A 17,011-nucleotide genomic window follows, 5' to 3' on the forward strand; every position below is an offset into this window, starting at 1 on the left:
GGAGGCCCCCATATCCACTCCACATAAAATTGCCACCTGCTGCTATTGCGGTACCCGTGCCGCATTGGTTCTTCGGGGAAAGCAACAGCACGAGCTGAGTTGCGCAAGCTGCGGCGCACCCCTGCATAATCTCAAGATGGTGCCAAAAGCCAAACTGGCAGATCGGCCGATCAAAAGTTACCAGCCGGCACAGAAGCACAAAAAATACAAAAAGAAGAAAAAGCGGGGTCTGTTCTCAAAGGTGTTGGACGAAGCCTGGGACGTGATCGAAGACGTTTTCGATTAACAACCGCACGCCAGTTCACATCGGCGTCATGGGGGTTTCAGATACGGTTTGAAATATGCATCTTGAAGCCCTCTAACCGCAATCCAGTGAATCACCTATGTTGTCTCGACGTTCCTTCTTGATCAGTCTCTCTTGTACCCCGTTTGCCTCTGTCGTCGGTGCGCAGGAAATGCCCATGTTCTACGTGGACGATGGGATGGCGGTCTCAGGCTATGATGCGGTTTCTTATTTCAAGGCTGGAGCACCAGAGTTGGGTCAGCCCGACATAGCGCTGATGTGGAAGGGTGCGATTTGGCGGTTTGCGTCAGAGGAAAATCGCGATCGATTTGAACGCAATCCGCGCGCCTATGCCCCGCAGTTTGGTGGTTACTGCGCCTATGCGATGGCGAAAGGTCTGCTAAGCAGTACCGATCCCATGGCATGGCAGATTGTGGATGGGCGGTTATATCTGACCCACTCGGAAGCGATCGAACGTATCTGGGAACGCGATGTCACCAATTACATCCGCGAGGCCGAGGGGCATTGGCCTGCGGTTCTTTACCAATAAAGCCTATTGCTCTTGGCTTTAGACCGGCGCGCGGCTTATGTAACGAGCCGTTCTGACCATGATCGCCGAAGGAAATGCGCACGGTTTCATTCGGCGGCATTCCGCCTTTTGTGAAGTGTCATCACAAAAATGCGCGCGACCTCTTTTTTTTAGAAAACTCATGCTTAAATGTCACAGTGACCGCGGAATGGAACTGCCGCGGGTCATTTCACTGTCCCTCGTTCCAACAACTGGCGCTCAGGAGTTTCCTGGGCGCTTTTTTCTTTGCATGCGCTTGCTTATGGTGTGCTCATGAATGACTACTCCGACGATGTTCTGACCCAAATCCTTAGGCGCACCAAAGTGGTTGCGGTGGTTGGGGTTTCAATGAACCCGGTGCGGCCCAGCTATTACGTGGCGCGGTATCTGTCGCTCAAGGGATATCGGGTGATTCCGGTCAATCCGGGCCATGCAGGCAAGATGCTGTTTGGCCAGACGGTGCAGGCTTCGCTGTCCGATATTCCCGAGCCCGTCGATATGGTTGACATCTTTCGCCGCTCCGAGGCCGTGCCACCCATTGTCGACGAGGCGCTGGATGCGTTTCCCGACTTGCGCACCATCTGGATGCAGATCGGAGTTGAACATGCCGAGGCCGCTGCTAAAGCGCAGGCCCGCGATATCGACGTAGTCATGAACCGCTGCCCCAAGATCGAATATCAGCGCTTGTTTGGCGAACTGCGTATGGGTGGGTTTGCGACTGGAGTGATTTCGTCCAAGCTGTGACGGCCCTGACGTTTGTGTCTACGTCCCGGCCTGAATTGAACAGAAATGGTGCATTTGTTGAGGGGGAGGTCCAATTGACCTATACCCATTCAGCAAACCAATAAGACAGGACCATGCGGAATGATTGCTTATGTGACTGTTGGTGTTGACGATATCACGCGTGCCGAGCGGTTTTATTCGGCGTTCCTGCCCGCCCTTGGTTATGCGTTGGAGCGGTATCACGGAGACTTGAGCTATGCGCTGCCAGTGCCGCCGGGGCAATCCCCGGTTCAGCCCGAGTTCTATGTAAAATCACCCTTTGACGGAGGCGCGGCTTCGGCTGGCAACGGGTCCATGGTGGCGTTTGAGGCGCGCACCCAACAGCAGGTTCGCGACCTTCACGCCGCTGCGCTTGCCGCAGGCGGGTCTGACGAAGGCCAGCCGGGCTTTCGCGCCTCGTATGGTCCGAATTTCTATGTCGGCTATCTGCGCGATCCTCAGGGCAACAAAATCGCGCTGTTTTCCAGCAATCCAAACGAGCCTGGGCGCGACGGGTAACGCTTTCGTCGGGTCGCTGTGGCGCTTCGATCGCTGCTCGCAGAAGCTCAGTCTCACAGGCTGGATGCTTGTTCCTGTCGCCGCTTTTCCAGAACCACTTCGCGTGGAACCCACTCGTAACGGGTGTCCTCAACCAGGGGCGACCAGAATAGCACTCCGCCATAGCGCCAGGGATCCAAGACGACGCCTTCGTACATGCTCTCTCCCTTGCGGCTGATAATGGCAGTGCTGTGGTCGATGCGGAACGGGTTATCCGCGTTGGCGATGGCGCGGTGCATTTCCAGAGTGCGGAACTGCTCCTGATCCAGTCGCCGCTCAATATCTTCAGCCCAGTGCCAGCACAGACCACGCGGACGCAGACCCTTGTTGACCTTGGCGTTATGGATAAGCGGAGGGTCGGTGATCTCGTATTCCTGCGCCAGTTGCGCAGTATAGGCATAGGCGATGCGGGCGGCGCGGGTGGCCTCTTCCGGGTCGATATCGGGGCCGAGGCTTTGGATTTCAGCCGCCAGCCGCTGGACCTCATCTCCGGAAGACGGGGGAGGGGTGGCACAGGCGGCGAGGGTGGCAAGCGCTGCCGCGAACACCAAAGCTCTGATCATCTGCGCGTCCTTTGCCTCAATGCACCCGAAGCCGCAGTATAGCGGGCCGGGTCATCGCACGAAACCCGCTTAGTCTTTTGGTCGGGATGCCTTTTCCGTGATGCCGCTGGTGCCCTGTCGACGGGCCAGTTCGCCCAGCACATCATCCAGCGCAACATCGCGCGCAGCCAGCATCACTAGCAGGTGATAAAGCACATCAGCCGCCTCGGAGGTCAGTTTTTCCCTGTCCCCATTGGCGGCTTCGATGATTGCCTCAATGGCTTCTTCGCCGAATTTCTCGGCACATTTCTCGGGACCTTTGGCCAACAGCTTGGCGGTCCAGCTGCTGTCTGGGTCTGCCCCTTTACGGGCTTCAATCGTAGCCGCCAGATCGTGCAGAATGCTCATGTCAGCCTCATCGGAATGCCAGCGGCGGCCATATGCTCTTTGGCCTCGTGGATGGTGTATTCGCCGAAATGGAAGATCGAGGCGGCAAGCACCGCGCTGGCCCCACCTTTAGTCACACCTTCGACAAGATGGTCCAGATTGCCCACGCCCCCGCTGGCGATCACCGGCACTTCCACCGCGTCACTGATCGCGCGGGTCAGAGGCAGGTTGAACCCGGCCTTGGTACCATCGCGATCCATCGAGGTTAGCAGGATTTCCCCCGCGCCCTTGGCGACAACGGTTTTGGCAAATTCAACCGCGTCGATGCCTGTTGGCTTGCGCCCGCCATGGGTGAAAATCTCCCACTTGCCGGGGCTGACGGTCTTGGCGTCAATGGCGCAGACAATGCATTGGCTGCCGAACTGATCCGCTGCTTCGGCGATGACGTCCGGATTCGCGACGGCGGCCGAGTTAAAGCTGACCTTATCAGCCCCCGCCAGCAACAGGGCCCGCACGTCATCTTTGGTGCGCACGCCACCACCTACAGTCAGAGGCACAAAGCACTGCTCTGCCGTGCGTTGGACCACATCGAACATCGTGCCGCGGTTCTCATGCGTCGCATGAATGTCCAGAAAGCAGATCTCATCCGCTCCGGCGGCGTCGTATGCCTTGGCCGATTCCACGGGGTCACCGGCATCGCGCAGGCCAACGAAATTCACACCTTTGACCACACGGCCATCGGCGACATCCAAACAGGGAATGATGCGGGTTTTCAGCATGGGCTTTCCTTTGCTCGGGGCACCTGTACCGGCAAAGCCCCGCCGATGCCAGACTTGTGATTGTGATCTGTCGCGAAGCCATGGAAATTAGGGGTGAAATTTATGAAAAGGATTACCCAGATGCGACAACTTCTTTTGGCTTCAATTCTCACATTCGGAGGCGCCCTGTCCGCCATGGCTGACGACATCATCAAAGTGGAAACCAACAAATCCGTGGCCGAGGCGCTGGACGCGCTGGAAGCCGCCGTGGGTAATGCGGGCGCCACCGTGTTTGCCCGCGTGGATCACGCGGCGGGGGCGGAAAAGGTCGGAACGCCAATCCCGGCCAATCAGGTGCTGATTTTCGGCAACCCTGCTCTGGGCACTCCCGCCATGCAGATCGACCCGCGCGCGGGGCTGTTCTTGCCGCTGAAGGTGCAGGCCTACGAAGACGCAAACGGACAGGTCTGGCTGGCTTATGAAGATCCGAAAGAGACGATGGACGAGCTCGACGAAGTAGAGAAATCCCCCATCATCGAAAAGATGCGCGGCGCTTTGGCGAAACTGACCGCCGCCGCTGCTCAATAACTCAGTTCAGGGCGCGAATGGCCTCTTTTAGGTCAATCGCGCCATCATATAGCGCGCGGCCAGAGATCGCGCCGTTCAACTCGACGCCACAATCACGCAGGGCGATCAGGTCGTCCAGTGAGCTGACGCCGCCCGAGGCAATTACCGGAATCGAAACCGCCTGCGCGAGCGCCGCCGTGGCTTCGATATTCGGACCCTGCATCGCACCGTCGCGGTTGATGTCTGTATAGATGATCGCTGCCACGCCAGCGTCCTCGAAACTGTGCGCCAGATCGGTGACCTGTACGTCGGTCTCTTCGGCCCAGCCCTTGGTGGCAACCATGCCGTTTCGTGCATCTATACCGACGGCTACCTTGCCCGGGAAGGCTTTGGCAGCTTCGCGCACCAGATCTGGGTTTTCGACTGCAACGGTGCCCAGAATCACCCGCGCCAGACCTTTTTCGATCCAGGTCTCGATTGTGGCCATGTCCCGGATACCACCACCCAGCTGAGCGGGCACATCACAGGCTTTCAGAATTGCCTCAACGGGTGCCGCATTAACAGGCTCCCCGGCAAAAGCACCGTTCAGATCAACCAGATGCAGCCACTCGCAACCAGCCTCGACAAAGGCGCGGGCCTGCGCAGCAGGGTCTTCGTTAAAGACCGTCGCCTTATCCATTTCACCACGCAGCAGGCGCACGGCGTTGCCGTCTTTCAGATCGATGGCGGGGTAGAGGATCATGTCGGGCGGCCCTATATCACTGTTACACGCGCGGGATATCGCACAGGCAGGGCAGGGGCGCAACGCGACGCTAAGTCATTCTTGCCCGGTGCCGAACGGCAGGTCAGACTGACCGGAAAGACAGGGAGATAACCATGAAGACATATTCTCTTGCAGCGGTCTTCGCTGCGATGGCCACCACCGCCTTTGCTGCCGATCCAGTAGACGGGCTGTGGAAGACCGCTCCGGGCGATACGGGCGGCTATTTGCATGTGTCGATTTCGGAATGTGGCAGCGCCATCTGCGGAACTATCGACAGCGCATTTGATGCTCAAGGCAACCAACAGCTGGAGTACGAAAACCTTGGCAAGCAGATCATCTGGGACATGATCCCCGAGGGCAACGGCAGCTATGACGACGGCAAAATCTGGGCCCCGGATCGCGACAAAACCTATAGCTCGAAAATGACGCTGGACAGCCAGAACAAACTGACCGTTAAGGGATGTGCCGTTGGGGGTCTGGTCTGCCGAGGTCAGGTCTGGACACGGGTTCAGTAAATCTCAGGGCTTCCAGGTCAGGAAATTGCCGATCATCCGCAGGCCAACGTCTTGGCTTTTCTCAGGGTGAAACTGCATCCCAACCATAGTGTCGCGGCCAATCACGGCCGTGACCTCTTGCCCGTAGTCCACATAGGCCAGCCGTTGCGCCGGATCCATCACCCGGAAGTGGTAGGAGTGCACAAAATAGGCGTGATCGCCTGATTTTATCCCGTCAAAGACCGGATGGTCGCTTTCCAGAATCAGATCGTTCCAGCCCATATGTGGCACCTTGAGCGCGCTGTCCGAGGGCTCGATCTTCACAACATCACCTGCGACCCAGCCCAGACCGTCGGTCTCAGCATATTCATGGCCCTTGGTCGCCATCAGCTGCATTCCGACGCAGATGCCCAGAAACGGGCGGCCTTTCTGCTCGACGGCTTCTACCATAGCGTCATAGATGCCTTTGTGGCCGCGCAACTCGGCGGCGCATGCCGGGAAAGCGCCATCACCGGGCAGAACCAATCGATCAGCCCGCGCGACAACATCTGCATCCGATGTCACGACGACCTCGCCCGCATCCAGTTCGCGGGCCATCCGTTGAAACGCCTTCTCCGCCGAGTGCAGGTTACCGCTCTCGTAGTCAATGATGGCTGTCAGCATCTACAGCGCGCCCTTAGTCGAGGGAATCGCATCCGCCTTGCGTGGGTCGGTTTCGACCGCATCGCGCAAAGCACGGGCAACGGCCTTGAAGGCGGCCTCGGCAATGTGGTGGCTGTTGAAACCATGCAACTGATCCATATGCAGGGTGATCCCGCCATGGGTGCTGAGCGCCTGAAAGAACTCGCGCACCAGCTCGGTGTCGAATGTGCCAATCTTTTGCGTCGGTAGATCCACGTTCCAGATCAAGAACGGACGGCTCGAGAGATCCAGCGCACAACGCACCTGTGCGTCATCCATCGGCAGGTGGCATTCTCCGTACCGACGAATACCTTTTTTATCCCCTAGCGCCTGCGTCAGTGCCTGACCCAGCGCAATCCCGGTGTCTTCGACCGTGTGGTGGTCGTCGATGTGGTAATCACCCTTGGCACGGATCGTCATGTTGATCAGCGAATGCCGCGCCAATTGATCCAGCATGTGGTCAAAGAACCCGACGCCGGTCTGGTTGTCATACTGGCCGGTGCCGTCCAGATTGACCTCGACCGAAATCTCGGTTTCGGCGGTCTGACGGCTGATCTTAGCGCTGCGCATGGGCGAATTCCTTTTGCTACAGGCGCGCTTATAGACCCGGATGGGCGACCTATCCAGACCGCTTCAAGCCTTCGTCGCAAACTGTTGCAGGGGATTGCACCCGGACGCGGCCCGTGCCAGCCTGCGGGCAACACGAACCAACAAGGCCCGGCCCATGTCCACCTGCGTTTTCATCCAGATCCGTTGTAAACCCGGCACCACTTACAAAGTCGCCGAAGAGATCGCGCTGCGTGAAATCCATTCCGAATTGTATTCCACAAGCGGCGAATACGACCTGCTGCTGAAGCTCTACATCCCCGAAACCGAGGATGTGGGCCATTTCATCAACGAAAACCTGCTGGTGATTCCCAATATCGAACGCTCGCTGACCACGATGACGTTCAAGGCGTTCTAACCCAGTTCAAACGTCGTGATGCCATATATCCGGTCAAGGTCGATGTCCGGCGCGTGACTGGAATACATACGCCCCGTTTCAAATACCTTGGCCAGCCCCAACTGTTTGGCCAATTCCATGGCTTGTGCGTTTGGATTAGGCTTGTCGATGAATACCTCGGCCTTTGCCTGATCGGCGGGTAGCGTCGTCAGAAGGGAAACCAAAAGCGCCTGCGCGATTTGTGGATTGTCGGCAAACAGAGGCCCGACCTTGTACCCGCTCAGGCAGCGCCGCAACGTTGCATAGCCTTTGATCCGCCCATTTTCCTCAAACACCCGCGAAACGTGGCTGGGTGCCTCCAACCAGCCGCGCAAGAACGTGTCGCGCGCGGCGGGGAACAGGCCTCGGTCATACGACTTTAGATCATCGGTTAGTGCGTTGATTGGACGAACCCGAGTGTCCTCCACACGACCCAGGGCATCCAGGATGCCGCCGACGGTGCCCGCGAATCGATAATTGTCATACGCCAGTTCAAAACCGAATTTCCGATAGTTGTCCTGCTGTTCGACCACACCATCCATGCCCATGTTACGATCCTGGCAATGTGCCTTGACCGCTTCGGCGACCTGCAATCCGTATCCCGAGCCGCGAAACTCGGGACGCACGATGTAGAAGCCAAGAAATGCGTAGGCATCATCGTAGTTCACGGCGGATGCGGACGCGATCATCTGGCCGTCCAGGAAACCGCCCTTGAACCCTTCGGGGTCCGAACTGCGAAAACAGACCGCGTCGTGCAGCCCGGGGTTCCAGCCTTCCTGACCCGCCCAATCAACGGCGGTTTGAAGTTCGTCTGCTGTTAAGGCGCGAATGACGTAATCGGGCATATCCGCATCTCCGTCGTAATTTCATGTGCAGCAAAGATGCCGCAGCAATCGCGAAAGAGCCAGCATGTTCGGAGAGTTTGGTATCTGGAGCGGGCGAGGCGATTCGAACGCCCGACCCTAACCTTGGCAAGGTTATGCTCTACCCCTGAGCTACGCCCGCATCAGATACTTATATGGTCCGTAGACCTCTCAATGGAGCGGGCGAGGCGATTCGAACGCCCGACCCTAACCTTGGCAAGGTTATGCTCTACCCCTGAGCTACGCCCGCGCCGTTGAGTGAGGAGGGATGTATAAATTCCCAAACGAGGCTGCAAGCGGAAAAACACAAAATACAGCAAAAATCTTTCGACGGAAATTCGGGGCTGCGGTGTTCAAGAGATATAGCAATGAACGAAATAAGGGATTGGGCAGAGGAAATGAAAGATATTGCAGACATTAAAATGGCGGCATTGGCGGCGCTGATTGTTCTTACCACCGTGATCTACAGTCAGAGCGATGAAACACTGGCAGAGGCGCAGCCTAGCCTCCCGCATGCTCCTTTGATCGAGACGCAGGTTTTGACGGGCTAAACGTTCTCATACAGCCAGAACAAGATTCGCCATGGCCGCCAGCAATATGGCCGTAAAGGTCAGACCCATTCCGATCTGGCGCAGGATGATGATCTGTGGGGTCTTGCCAAAACCATAAGCGTGCAGAAGCCTGCCTGCCAAAAGTAACATCCCCAGCAGGTTCACAAGCCAGCCGCCAGCATCTTGCAGTTCGACCATGGCGATAAGCAGCAAAGCAAAGGGAGCGTATTCGGCGCAGTTCGCATGCGTTCGCATTGCCTTGATCATGGCCTTGTCGCCATGATCCCCGACCGATATTTTGCCCACCCGGCGTTGCCGAATGACATTCACGCTGAGTGCGACGTACAGAAATGCGATCAACGCGGCGTAGATCGGGGTGATGGTCAGCATGCGGCCTCCTGATGTTGAAAGGGCCGCCCGGTTCCCCGAACGGCCCTTATTAGCTTAGAAGGCTAAACCGGTTATTCCAGTTCGACCAGCAGATCCTTGGCGTCGATTTGACCTCCGGGCTGGACGTGAACGGCCTTGACCACCGCGTCGCGCTCGGCGTGGATACCTGTTTCCATCTTCATCGCTTCGATGGTCAGCAGCAGATCGCCTTCTTTGACTTCTTGACCTGTGACAGCGGCAACAGTTGCAACGACACCCGGCATTGGCGCGCCGATATGGTTGGGGTTACCAACTTCGGCCTTTGGCCGCTGAGCGGTTGATGCTTTCACCAAACGGTTCGGCACGCGGATCACGCGGGGCTGACCGTTGAGTTCGAAGAACACGCGAACCTCGCCATTCTCGTCCGTCTCGCCGATGGCCTGACAGCGAATCTCCAGCGTCTTGCCTGGATCGATCTCGGCGGTGATCTCCTCGCCCGGCTCCATGCCGTAAAAGAAGGTACGCGTGGGGAGAGTACGGACCGGGCCATAAGTGCGGTGACGGCCCATATAGTCGAGGAACACCTTGGGATACATCAGATATCCATTCAGGTCCTCGTCATCGATCTCTTTGCCCTCAAGCTGTTTGGACAAATCGGCGCGGGTGGCCTCGAGATCGACCGCTTCGACATGCTTGCCGGGGCGTTCGGTGTTGGGGGCCTCGTCCTTCAGGACCTTCTGGATGATGGTATCGGGGAACCCGCCCGGAGGCTGACCCAGATTGCCGCGCATCATGTCCACCACCGAGTCGGGGAAGGCGACATCAGTGTTCGGGTCTTCGACCTGCGCGCGGGTCATGTTCTGGCTGACCATCATCAGCGCCATGTCACCGACCACCTTGGACGACGGCGTCACCTTGACGATATCGCCGAACATCTGGTTCACGTCCGCATACATCTGAGCAACCTCGTGCCAGCGTTCTTCGAGTCCAAGCGAACGCGCCTGTGCCTTGAGGTTGGTAAACTGACCACCAGGCATTTCGTGCAGATATACCTCGGAGGCCGGGGCCTGCAGGCTGGACTCGAAGGCCGCGTACTGGCCGCGCACTGCCTCGAAGTAATCGCTGATTTCACGGATGGCTTTGATGTCTAGTCCGGTGTCACGCTCGGTATGGCGCAACGCCTCGACCACGGTGCCGAGCGTTGCCTGAGAGGTGTTGCCGCTGAAACTGTCCATCGCGCAATCCACCGCGTCCACGCCGGCCTCGGAGGCGGCCAGAATGGTGGCGCTTGCAATGCCTGCGGTGTCGTGCGTGTGGAAATGGATCGGCAGCCCGACCTCTTCCTTCAGCGCCCGGATCAGGATCTTGGCGGAGGCCGGTTTCAGAAGCCCCGCCATATCCTTCAGACCCAGCACATGTGCGCCCGCGTCACGCAGTTCCTTGGCCATGCCGACATAGTATTTGAGGTCATACTTAGCGCGGTCCGGGTCCAGAATATCGCCGGTATAGCAAACGGTGCCTTCACAGATCTTGTTGTTCTCGATCACCGCATCCATGGCGACGCGCATGTTCTCGACCCAGTTCAGCGAATCGAACACGCGGAACACGTCGACACCCTTGGCCGCCTGACGCACAAACTCCTGCACCACGTTATCGGGATAGTTGGTATAGCCAACCCCGTTCGCCCCGCGCAGCAGCATCTGGGTCATCAGGTTCGGCATCGCCTCACGCAGATCACGCAGGCGCTGCCAAGGGCATTCCTGTAGGAAGCGATAGGCGACATCGAAGGTTGCACCGCCCCAGCATTCGACGCTGAATAGCTGCGGCAAGTTCGCAGCATAGCTGGGTGCTACTTTGATCATATCGATCGAGCGCATCCGGGTTGCCAGCAGCGACTGGTGCCCGTCGCGCATGGTGGTGTCGGTGATCAGCAGCTGACGCTGCGCCTTCATCCAGTCAGCCACCGCCTGCGGGCCTTTTTGTTCCAGCAGGTTGCGGGTGCCCATCTGCGGTTCGGCCTTGGGCGCGGGGGGCCTGGCCTCTTTCAGGTCGGGGCGCGGCATCGGGCGATCCTTGGTTTCGGGATGCCCGTTCACAGTGATGTCGGCGATATAGTTCAGAACCTTGGTGCCCCGGTCGCGGCGCTTCTTGAACTGGAACAGGTCCGGTGTCTCATCGATGAACTTGGTGGTGTATTCATTCGACAGGAAAGTCGGGTGCTTTAGCAGGTTTTCGACAAATGCGATGTTGGTGGAAACACCGCGCACACGGAATTCCCGCAGCGCACGGTCCATCCGCGCAATCGCCTTTTCTGGCGTTGGGGCCCAAGCGGTCACCTTGGTCAGCAGCGAATCGTAATACCGCGTGATCACACCGCCTGCATAAGCGGTGCCGCCATCCAGACGGATGCCCATGCCGGTGGCCGAGCGATAGGCGGTGATGCGGCCATAATCGGGGATGAAGTTGTTCAGCGGGTCCTCGGTTGTCACGCGGGTCTGCAACGCGTGGCCGTTCAGGCGGATATCGTCCTGGCTGGCTTTGCCGGTGGCCTCGGCCAGCGTCTTGCCCTCGGCAATCAGGATCTGAGCCTGCACGATGTCGATGCCGGTGACTTCCTCGGTGACGGTGTGTTCCACCTGCACGCGCGGGTTCACTTCGATGAAATAGAACTTGCCGGTGTTCATATCCATCAGGAACTCGACTGTGCCCGCGCACTCATAGTTCACATGGGCGCAGATACGGCGGCCCAGCTCGCAGATTTCGGCGCGCTGTTCTTCGGTCAGGTACGGGGCAGGCGCGCGTTCCACGACCTTCTGGTTGCGGCGCTGGACCGAACAATCGCGTTCATAGAGGTGGTAGATCTCACCATGCTTGTCGCCCAGAATCTGCACTTCGACGTGACGGGCGCGGGTGATCATCTTTTCCAGATAACCCTCGCCATTGCCGAACGCCGCCTCGGCCTCGCGGCGGCCTTCCAGAACCTTTTCCTCCAGCTCATCCTCGGACAGGATCGGGCGCATACCACGGCCACCGCCGCCCCAAGACGCTTTCAGCATCAGCGGATAGCCGATCTCGGCTGCCTCGGCCTTGATGGCTGCCATGTCGTCGCCCAACACCTCGGTCGCCGGGATAACCGGAACGTCGGCGGCAATCGCCACTTTCCGGGCGCTGGCCTTGTCGCCAAGCGCGCGCATGGTCTCGGCCTTGGGTCCGATGAAGGTGATGCCGTTCTGAACGCAGGCATCCACGAAATCCGGGTTTTCGGACAGCAAACCGTAACCAGGGTGGATCGCATCTGCGCCGCTTTCTTTGGCCACCCGGATGATCTCGTCAATCGACAAATACGCCGCAACCGGTCCCAGATCTGCGCCAATGCGATAGGCCTCATCCGCCTTGAACCGGTGCAGGCCCAACTTGTCCTCCTCGGCGAAGACCGCGACGGTGCGCTTGCCCATCTCGTTGGCTGCCCGCATCACACGGATGGCAATCTCGCCGCGATTGGCAATCAGGATTTTCTTGAAGTCTGTCATTTCAGGTCCCGGTCTTAATGGCTGTGGCCTTGTGCATAGGCGGACAATACGGCCACGTACATATGTAGTTCTGGGTAGAACCGGCATGTTAACGCTCGCAAACGCCGCCCTTTTGCGCAAACTTATTGCACATGCTGCATTGCGGCATCAATCCCTCGTAGAAAAGAGCAGATTATGCCCGTTTCCCCGAATATCTTCGCTGCGCCCTTTGGAGGGATGATTCTATTTGATTTGAGCGAACAAGCCGTGAACAAACCCTTTCCCTCCGCGCCCATCCGGCGTAGTTTACCGGCATGAGCAGTTTTGACGAAATGGACGCCTTCGAAGGCGCATCGCTGTCGGCGCGGGCGATGCCTGCGACCTCGGCTGAGTACCTCAACGATCTCAACCCGGCGCAGCGCGAAGCGGTTGAGCGGCTGGATGGTCCGGTGCTGATGTTGGCTGGTGCGGGCACGGGCAAAACAAAAGCTCTGACCGCTCGGATCACCCATCTGCTCAGGACACATAGGGTGCGTGAGAATGAGATTCTGGCGGTGACCTTCACCAATAAGGCCGCGCGAGAGATGAAAGAGCGGGTAGGGCGGATGCTGGGCCGACCCGCTGAGGGGATGCCGTGGCTTGGCACCTTCCACGCAATTTGCGTCAAGCTGCTGCGTCGCCATGCGGAACTGGTTGATCTGAAATCGAACTTCACAATTTTGGACACTGACGATCAGAAACGGCTGCTAAAACAGCTGACTCAAGCCGCCAACATTGACGACAAGCGCTGGCCCGCTCGGATGCTGGCCGGGATCATCGATGACTGGAAAAACCGAGCCCTGACGCCCGACAAGGTGCCTGCTGCGGATGCGGGGGCCTATAATCACAAGGGTATCGAGCTTTATGCCCAATACCAGACCCGCCTACGCGAGCTGAATGCGGTGGATTTCGGCGACCTGTTGCTGCACATGGTCACGATTTTCCAAACCCACCCGGACGTGCTGGAGCAATACCAGCGCTGGTTCCGTTACATCCTTGTGGACGAGTACCAGGATACCAACGTCGCCCAATATCTCTGGCTTCGTCTGCTTGCAGGGGGCCACAAGAACATCTGTTGCGTCGGCGATGACGATCAGTCGATCTATGGCTGGCGCGGGGCCGAGGTGGGCAACATTCTGCGGTTCGAAAAGGACTTCCCTGGCGCCTTCGTGGTCCGGCTGGAACAGAACTACCGCTCGACCCCGCATATTCTGGCCGCTGCGTCCAACGTCATTCGTGGCAATGAAAGCCGCTTGGGCAAAGAGCTTTGGACCAACCGCGAAGAGGGTGAAAAGGTCCGTCTGATCGGCCATTGGGATGGCGAGGAAGAAGCGCGTTGGATCGGAGAAGAGATCGACGCGATGCAAGGTGGCACGCGCGGTGTGCGGCCGATGAACCTTGATGAGATCGCGATCCTCGTACGCGCTTCGCACCAGATGCGGGCGTTTGAGGATCGGTTTTTGACCATTGGTCTGCCTTACAAGGTGATTGGCGGCCCTCGATTCTATGAGCGGATGGAGATTCGCGATGCCATGGCCTATTTCCGGCTGGTGGTCAGCCCCGAGGATGATCTGGCCTTCGAGCGGATCGTGAACACACCCAAACGCGGCCTCGGCGACAAGGCGCAGCAAACGATTCAGGTGGTGGCGCGCGAGAATGGCGTGTCTCTGGTCGAAGGGGCACGGATCGCGGTCGATAACAGCCTGATCAAGGGCAAGGGTAGCAAGGCGCTGCGCGAACTGATCGACGGGTTGGCGCGGTGGAATGCAATGACGCGTGGGCCTCGGATCGAGGTGGACGATGATACGGTGATTGATGACGGTGTTTCACCGATCCGATACGGCGCGCCCGAGCATTCGCATATCGAGCTGGCGCAGATCGTCTTGGACGAATCCGGCTATACCGCGCATTGGCAGAACGAAAAGACGCCCGAGGCGCCGGGGCGGCTGGAAAACCTAAAAGAACTGGTCAATCAGCTGGACAATTTCGAAAACCTGCAAGGGTTTCTGGAGCATGTCAGTCTGGTGATGGATAACGAGCAGGACAGCGACGGGGCCAAAGTCTCGATCATGACGCTGCACGCGGCCAAGGGGCTGGAGTTTCCCGCGGTTTTCCTTCCGGGGTGGGAGGATGGATTGTTCCCCTCTCAGCGTTCGATGGACGAATCCGGTCTCAAAGGCCTCGAAGAAGAACGAAGGCTGGCCTATGTCGGTATTACCCGTGCAGAAGAGGTCTGTACGATTTCCTTTGCAGCCAACCGACGGGTGTTCGGACAATGGCAGAATTCGATGCCGTCCCGGTTCATTGATGAGTTGCCCGAAGATCATGTGGAAGTGCTGACACCTCCGGGGCTCTATGGTGGTGGTCAGCAGGCAGCCGGGATCGAAACTCGCGCAGCCGAGGCGAATGTCTATAACTCTCCGGGCTGGAAGCGGATGCAGGCGCGGCAGGGGCAATATGGCATGTCTCAGCCAAAAGAAAGCCGGAATACTGTGATTGATGCGACAGCCGTGGCCAGCTTTACGCTGGGCGAGCGAGTGTTTCACCAGAAATTCGGCTATGGCGCAGTGATCGGCATCGAAGGTGATAAAGTCGAGGTCGATTTCGACAAGGCAGGGGTGAAGAAAGTGGTCTCGCGCTTTCTGACCAACAAGGATGACGTGCCGTTCTGAAGCTTACAACCCTTCGACCAGCACAAGATTCGCCGTCGCCGTTTTTTGCCTGATCTTGGCCAATTCGACATAGTCCGGATCGTCCTTCCACGCGTTTGCGGCAGCCATATCCGGAAACTCCATCAGGACGATCCCATCTTCTTCCCAACTGCCTTCGATCACTTCAACGGGTTTTGAGGATACGGTTAGAAGCCTTCCGCCATGCCGGTCAAAGATCGGCATGAATCCTTCGAGGTATTTCTGGTACCCATCCGGGTCATGAATGGAAATCTGGGCGATGAAATAAGCGGCCATGGGAGACTCCTGACAAAGCGTTCACGACCCCAGCCTACATCTTGTGCGCAAAAAACGAAAAACGGCGGTTCCCAGGGAGGAGGAGAGGAACCGCCGTTCTTTTCTACATCAGGGCAGGGAGGAGGAAGCCCCGATGTATCCGAACCCGGGTTTGATCCCGGTATGAGGAAGACGCGGCGACGTCAGGGAGGAGGAAGACGTCGCCGCGCGCTTTCAACATCGAGGCAGGGAGGAGGAGAGCCCCGATGTATCAGGTTCCGGCGGTCAGGGCCGGTATTAGGTGCGGCAACGTCAGGGAGGAGGAGAGACGCTGCCGCTGAAATACAGGTCCGAAAGGGAGGAGGACGGACCTGATCTCGGTGTTCTTGTTGCGCTTACCGCGCGATCTGCTCTTCGGTGGCCTGTTGGGCCAGCCGGCGGATCATCGAGCGGTGCAAGCCCAGATCAGCCAATTCCCGATCTGACAGTCCCGACAATTCGTTGACTGTCTGACGGTACAGGCGATAACGAGCAACCCGGGTTTTCACGGTCTCAACCAGCATTGAGATTCCATTTGCCGGTGTGCCTTTCAGAGCTGTTTGTGTGCTTGCGACTGCCATCTTCATGATCCGTTCATTCTTACTGTTGCCGGCATCGTCCGGCGTTTGCTTGAGACTGAAGATAGGCAAATGCTGCGATTGCACAATAGTTCGCGTCGTCAATGCTGCTATGCAGCAAATGCATGGATTGGCAGGATAATCCGGTACGCCCCAATAATTGCCTTTAAAATACTGGTTTTCACGTGCGGTTGACGTTTCGTGTGTCCAGACCCTGTGATGGTGACCGCTTATCTATTGAGCGGAATTGGTGTTTGTTTGGGCATGTTGTGTCAACTCAGGAGGGGGCAAATCTTCTCGCCGCAGGTCCGGCGCCTGGGGTGATGGTGCTATGGGAAAGCATGGGTCGCCTATGGGAATGGCCTGTAAAAGGACCGCGATTCGTCCTCTTCGGCTGTCATTCATGGGTGTCTGCGCCATATAATGCATAATTCTAAAAATTATTGGGAATTCATGGGAGGAATAATCTAGGCGTCAATTCTTACATATTTAGTGTTGTTGAGCATCGGGGGCACAATTTGTGGCATATCTGATCCAAGTTTCGATTGTATTAGTCTTGATCTGAAGCCTGCATCAGGCCTCCATATGCAAATTTCCTATTGATTTCCATGAATTCCCATGGCATCCCTTGTGTACCCGATGAGGGCGAGGACAGTTGAGGGGCACCAAACGACCCCGAACCAAAAATACAAAAACAGGTTTCATACAGGCATCTCGCTTTCATCACTTAACAGATCCGGCGCGCGGGCGAGCAGACATCCCCCCAGGTGGCG

At 57.7% G+C, this 17,011-nt stretch carries 20 protein-coding genes and 2 tRNA genes; 9 read left to right on the top strand and 13 right to left on the bottom strand.

Going from position 1 to position 17,011, the window contains the following annotated elements:
- The first annotated feature begins 10 nt into the window (after nt 1-10).
- From ACR0BI_RS13580 to ACR0BI_RS13595, 4 genes are all read left to right on the top strand, one after another.
- The gene (locus ACR0BI_RS13580) at nt 11-286 is read left to right on the top strand and encodes a hypothetical protein (RefSeq protein WP_255612144.1); all 276 of its coding nucleotides are present in this window, start codon (nt 11-13) and stop codon (nt 284-286) included.
- A gap of 175 nt (nt 287-461) precedes the next feature.
- Entirely contained in the window at nt 462-833 is a 372-nt protein-coding gene (locus ACR0BI_RS13585) for a YHS domain-containing (seleno)protein (protein WP_255611718.1), read from the top strand.
- Nucleotides 834-1,124: 291 nt separating this feature from the next.
- The gene (locus ACR0BI_RS13590; protein WP_170392089.1) at nt 1,125-1,595 is read left to right on the top strand and encodes a CoA-binding protein; all 471 of its coding nucleotides are present in this window, start codon (nt 1,125-1,127) and stop codon (nt 1,593-1,595) included.
- Between the two features lie 120 nt (nt 1,596-1,715).
- Entirely contained in the window at nt 1,716-2,132 is a 417-nt protein-coding gene (locus ACR0BI_RS13595; RefSeq protein ID WP_170392087.1) for a VOC family protein, read from the top strand.
- Nucleotides 2,133-2,185: 53 nt separating this feature from the next.
- Here ACR0BI_RS13595 and ACR0BI_RS13600 read toward each other — a convergent pair whose 3' ends face one another.
- The 3 genes from ACR0BI_RS13600 to hisF form a co-directional block, all read right to left on the bottom strand.
- Nucleotides 2,186-2,734, bottom strand: a complete 549-nt coding sequence (locus ACR0BI_RS13600; RefSeq protein WP_170661969.1) for a hypothetical protein — start codon at nt 2,732-2,734, stop codon at nt 2,186-2,188.
- A 69-nt stretch (nt 2,735-2,803) separates the two neighbouring features.
- On the bottom strand, nt 2,804-3,121 hold the full coding sequence (locus ACR0BI_RS13605; RefSeq protein WP_480562381.1) for a phosphoribosyl-ATP diphosphatase: 318 nt from the start codon (nt 3,119-3,121) through the stop codon (nt 2,804-2,806).
- Nucleotides 3,118-3,879: an imidazole glycerol phosphate synthase subunit HisF gene (hisF, locus tag ACR0BI_RS13610; protein ID WP_170392081.1), complete on the bottom strand. Its 762-nt coding sequence runs from the start codon at nt 3,877-3,879 to the stop codon at nt 3,118-3,120. Before hisF ends, ACR0BI_RS13605 begins: the two co-directional genes overlap by 4 nt.
- Before the next feature lie 120 nt (nt 3,880-3,999).
- Between hisF and ACR0BI_RS13615 the strand changes: the two genes are divergently transcribed.
- Nucleotides 4,000-4,446, top strand: a complete 447-nt coding sequence (locus tag ACR0BI_RS13615) for a DUF302 domain-containing protein (protein ID WP_255611717.1) — start codon at nt 4,000-4,002, stop codon at nt 4,444-4,446.
- A 1-nt stretch (nt 4,447) separates the two neighbouring features.
- On the opposite strand, the gene hisA is transcribed toward ACR0BI_RS13615, so the two are convergent.
- Nucleotides 4,448-5,167, bottom strand: coding sequence for a 1-(5-phosphoribosyl)-5-[(5-phosphoribosylamino)methylideneamino]imidazole-4-carboxamide isomerase (gene hisA, locus ACR0BI_RS13620; protein ID WP_170401433.1), 720 nt, complete (start codon nt 5,165-5,167; stop codon nt 4,448-4,450).
- A gap of 134 nt (nt 5,168-5,301) precedes the next feature.
- Between hisA and ACR0BI_RS13625 the strand changes: the two genes are divergently transcribed.
- A complete protein-coding gene (locus ACR0BI_RS13625; RefSeq protein ID WP_170563813.1) occupies nt 5,302-5,703 on the top strand; it encodes a DUF2147 domain-containing protein in 402 nt (133 codons plus the stop codon).
- Nucleotides 5,704-5,706: 3 nt separating this feature from the next.
- Here ACR0BI_RS13625 and hisH read toward each other — a convergent pair whose 3' ends face one another.
- Nucleotides 5,707-6,345, bottom strand: a complete 639-nt coding sequence (hisH, locus tag ACR0BI_RS13630; RefSeq protein WP_170401427.1) for an imidazole glycerol phosphate synthase subunit HisH — start codon at nt 6,343-6,345, stop codon at nt 5,707-5,709.
- Nucleotides 6,346-6,933 (bottom strand): imidazoleglycerol-phosphate dehydratase HisB, encoded by a 588-nt coding sequence (gene hisB / locus ACR0BI_RS13635; RefSeq protein ID WP_480562380.1) that lies wholly within the window; start codon nt 6,931-6,933, stop codon nt 6,346-6,348.
- A 154-nt stretch (nt 6,934-7,087) separates the two neighbouring features.
- Here hisB and ACR0BI_RS13640 point away from each other — a divergent pair, with 154 nt between their 5' ends.
- Entirely contained in the window at nt 7,088-7,327 is a 240-nt protein-coding gene (locus ACR0BI_RS13640; RefSeq protein ID WP_170325761.1) for an Lrp/AsnC family transcriptional regulator, read from the top strand.
- Here ACR0BI_RS13640 and ACR0BI_RS13645 read toward each other — a convergent pair.
- The 3 genes from ACR0BI_RS13645 to ACR0BI_RS13655 form a co-directional block, all read right to left on the bottom strand.
- On the bottom strand, nt 7,324-8,190 hold the full coding sequence (locus ACR0BI_RS13645; protein ID WP_480562379.1) for a GNAT family N-acetyltransferase: 867 nt from the start codon (nt 8,188-8,190) through the stop codon (nt 7,324-7,326). The genes ACR0BI_RS13640 and ACR0BI_RS13645 overlap by 4 nt on opposite strands.
- An 85-nt stretch (nt 8,191-8,275) precedes the next feature.
- Nucleotides 8,276-8,350, bottom strand: a tRNA-Gly gene (locus ACR0BI_RS13650).
- Nucleotides 8,351-8,383: 33 nt separating this feature from the next.
- Nucleotides 8,384-8,458, bottom strand: a tRNA-Gly gene (locus tag ACR0BI_RS13655).
- Nucleotides 8,459-8,576: 118 nt separating this feature from the next.
- Between ACR0BI_RS13655 and ACR0BI_RS13660 the strand changes: the two genes are divergently transcribed.
- Complete coding sequence (locus tag ACR0BI_RS13660; RefSeq protein WP_170512283.1) at nt 8,577-8,759, top strand: hypothetical protein; 183 nt, start codon at nt 8,577-8,579, stop codon at nt 8,757-8,759.
- Nucleotides 8,760-8,765: 6 nt separating this feature from the next.
- Here the strand turns inward: ACR0BI_RS13660 and ACR0BI_RS13665 are convergent, their stop codons facing one another.
- Together ACR0BI_RS13665 and ACR0BI_RS13670 are read right to left on the bottom strand one after the other, a co-directional pair.
- Nucleotides 8,766-9,149 (bottom strand): MAPEG family protein, encoded by a 384-nt coding sequence (locus ACR0BI_RS13665; protein ID WP_170401416.1) that lies wholly within the window; start codon nt 9,147-9,149, stop codon nt 8,766-8,768.
- Between the two features lie 71 nt (nt 9,150-9,220).
- Nucleotides 9,221-12,658: a pyruvate carboxylase gene (locus ACR0BI_RS13670; protein WP_170609399.1), complete on the bottom strand. Its 3,438-nt coding sequence runs from the start codon at nt 12,656-12,658 to the stop codon at nt 9,221-9,223.
- A gap of 293 nt (nt 12,659-12,951) precedes the next feature.
- Here ACR0BI_RS13670 and ACR0BI_RS13675 point away from each other — a divergent pair, with 293 nt between their 5' ends.
- Complete coding sequence (locus ACR0BI_RS13675) at nt 12,952-15,348, top strand: UvrD-helicase domain-containing protein (protein WP_170401408.1); 2,397 nt, start codon at nt 12,952-12,954, stop codon at nt 15,346-15,348.
- 3 nt (nt 15,349-15,351) lie between these two features.
- Here the strand turns inward: ACR0BI_RS13675 and ACR0BI_RS13680 are convergent, their stop codons facing one another.
- Both ACR0BI_RS13680 and ACR0BI_RS13685 read right to left on the bottom strand, forming a co-directional pair.
- A complete protein-coding gene (locus ACR0BI_RS13680; RefSeq protein ID WP_170401405.1) occupies nt 15,352-15,642 on the bottom strand; it encodes a DUF1330 domain-containing protein in 291 nt (96 codons plus the stop codon).
- Nucleotides 15,643-16,016: 374 nt separating this feature from the next.
- Nucleotides 16,017-16,241: a DUF1127 domain-containing protein gene (locus ACR0BI_RS13685; RefSeq protein WP_170563787.1), complete on the bottom strand. Its 225-nt coding sequence runs from the start codon at nt 16,239-16,241 to the stop codon at nt 16,017-16,019.
- Between the last annotated feature and the right edge of the window lie 770 nt (nt 16,242-17,011).

This window comes from Ruegeria sp. E5, assembly GCF_056534105.1.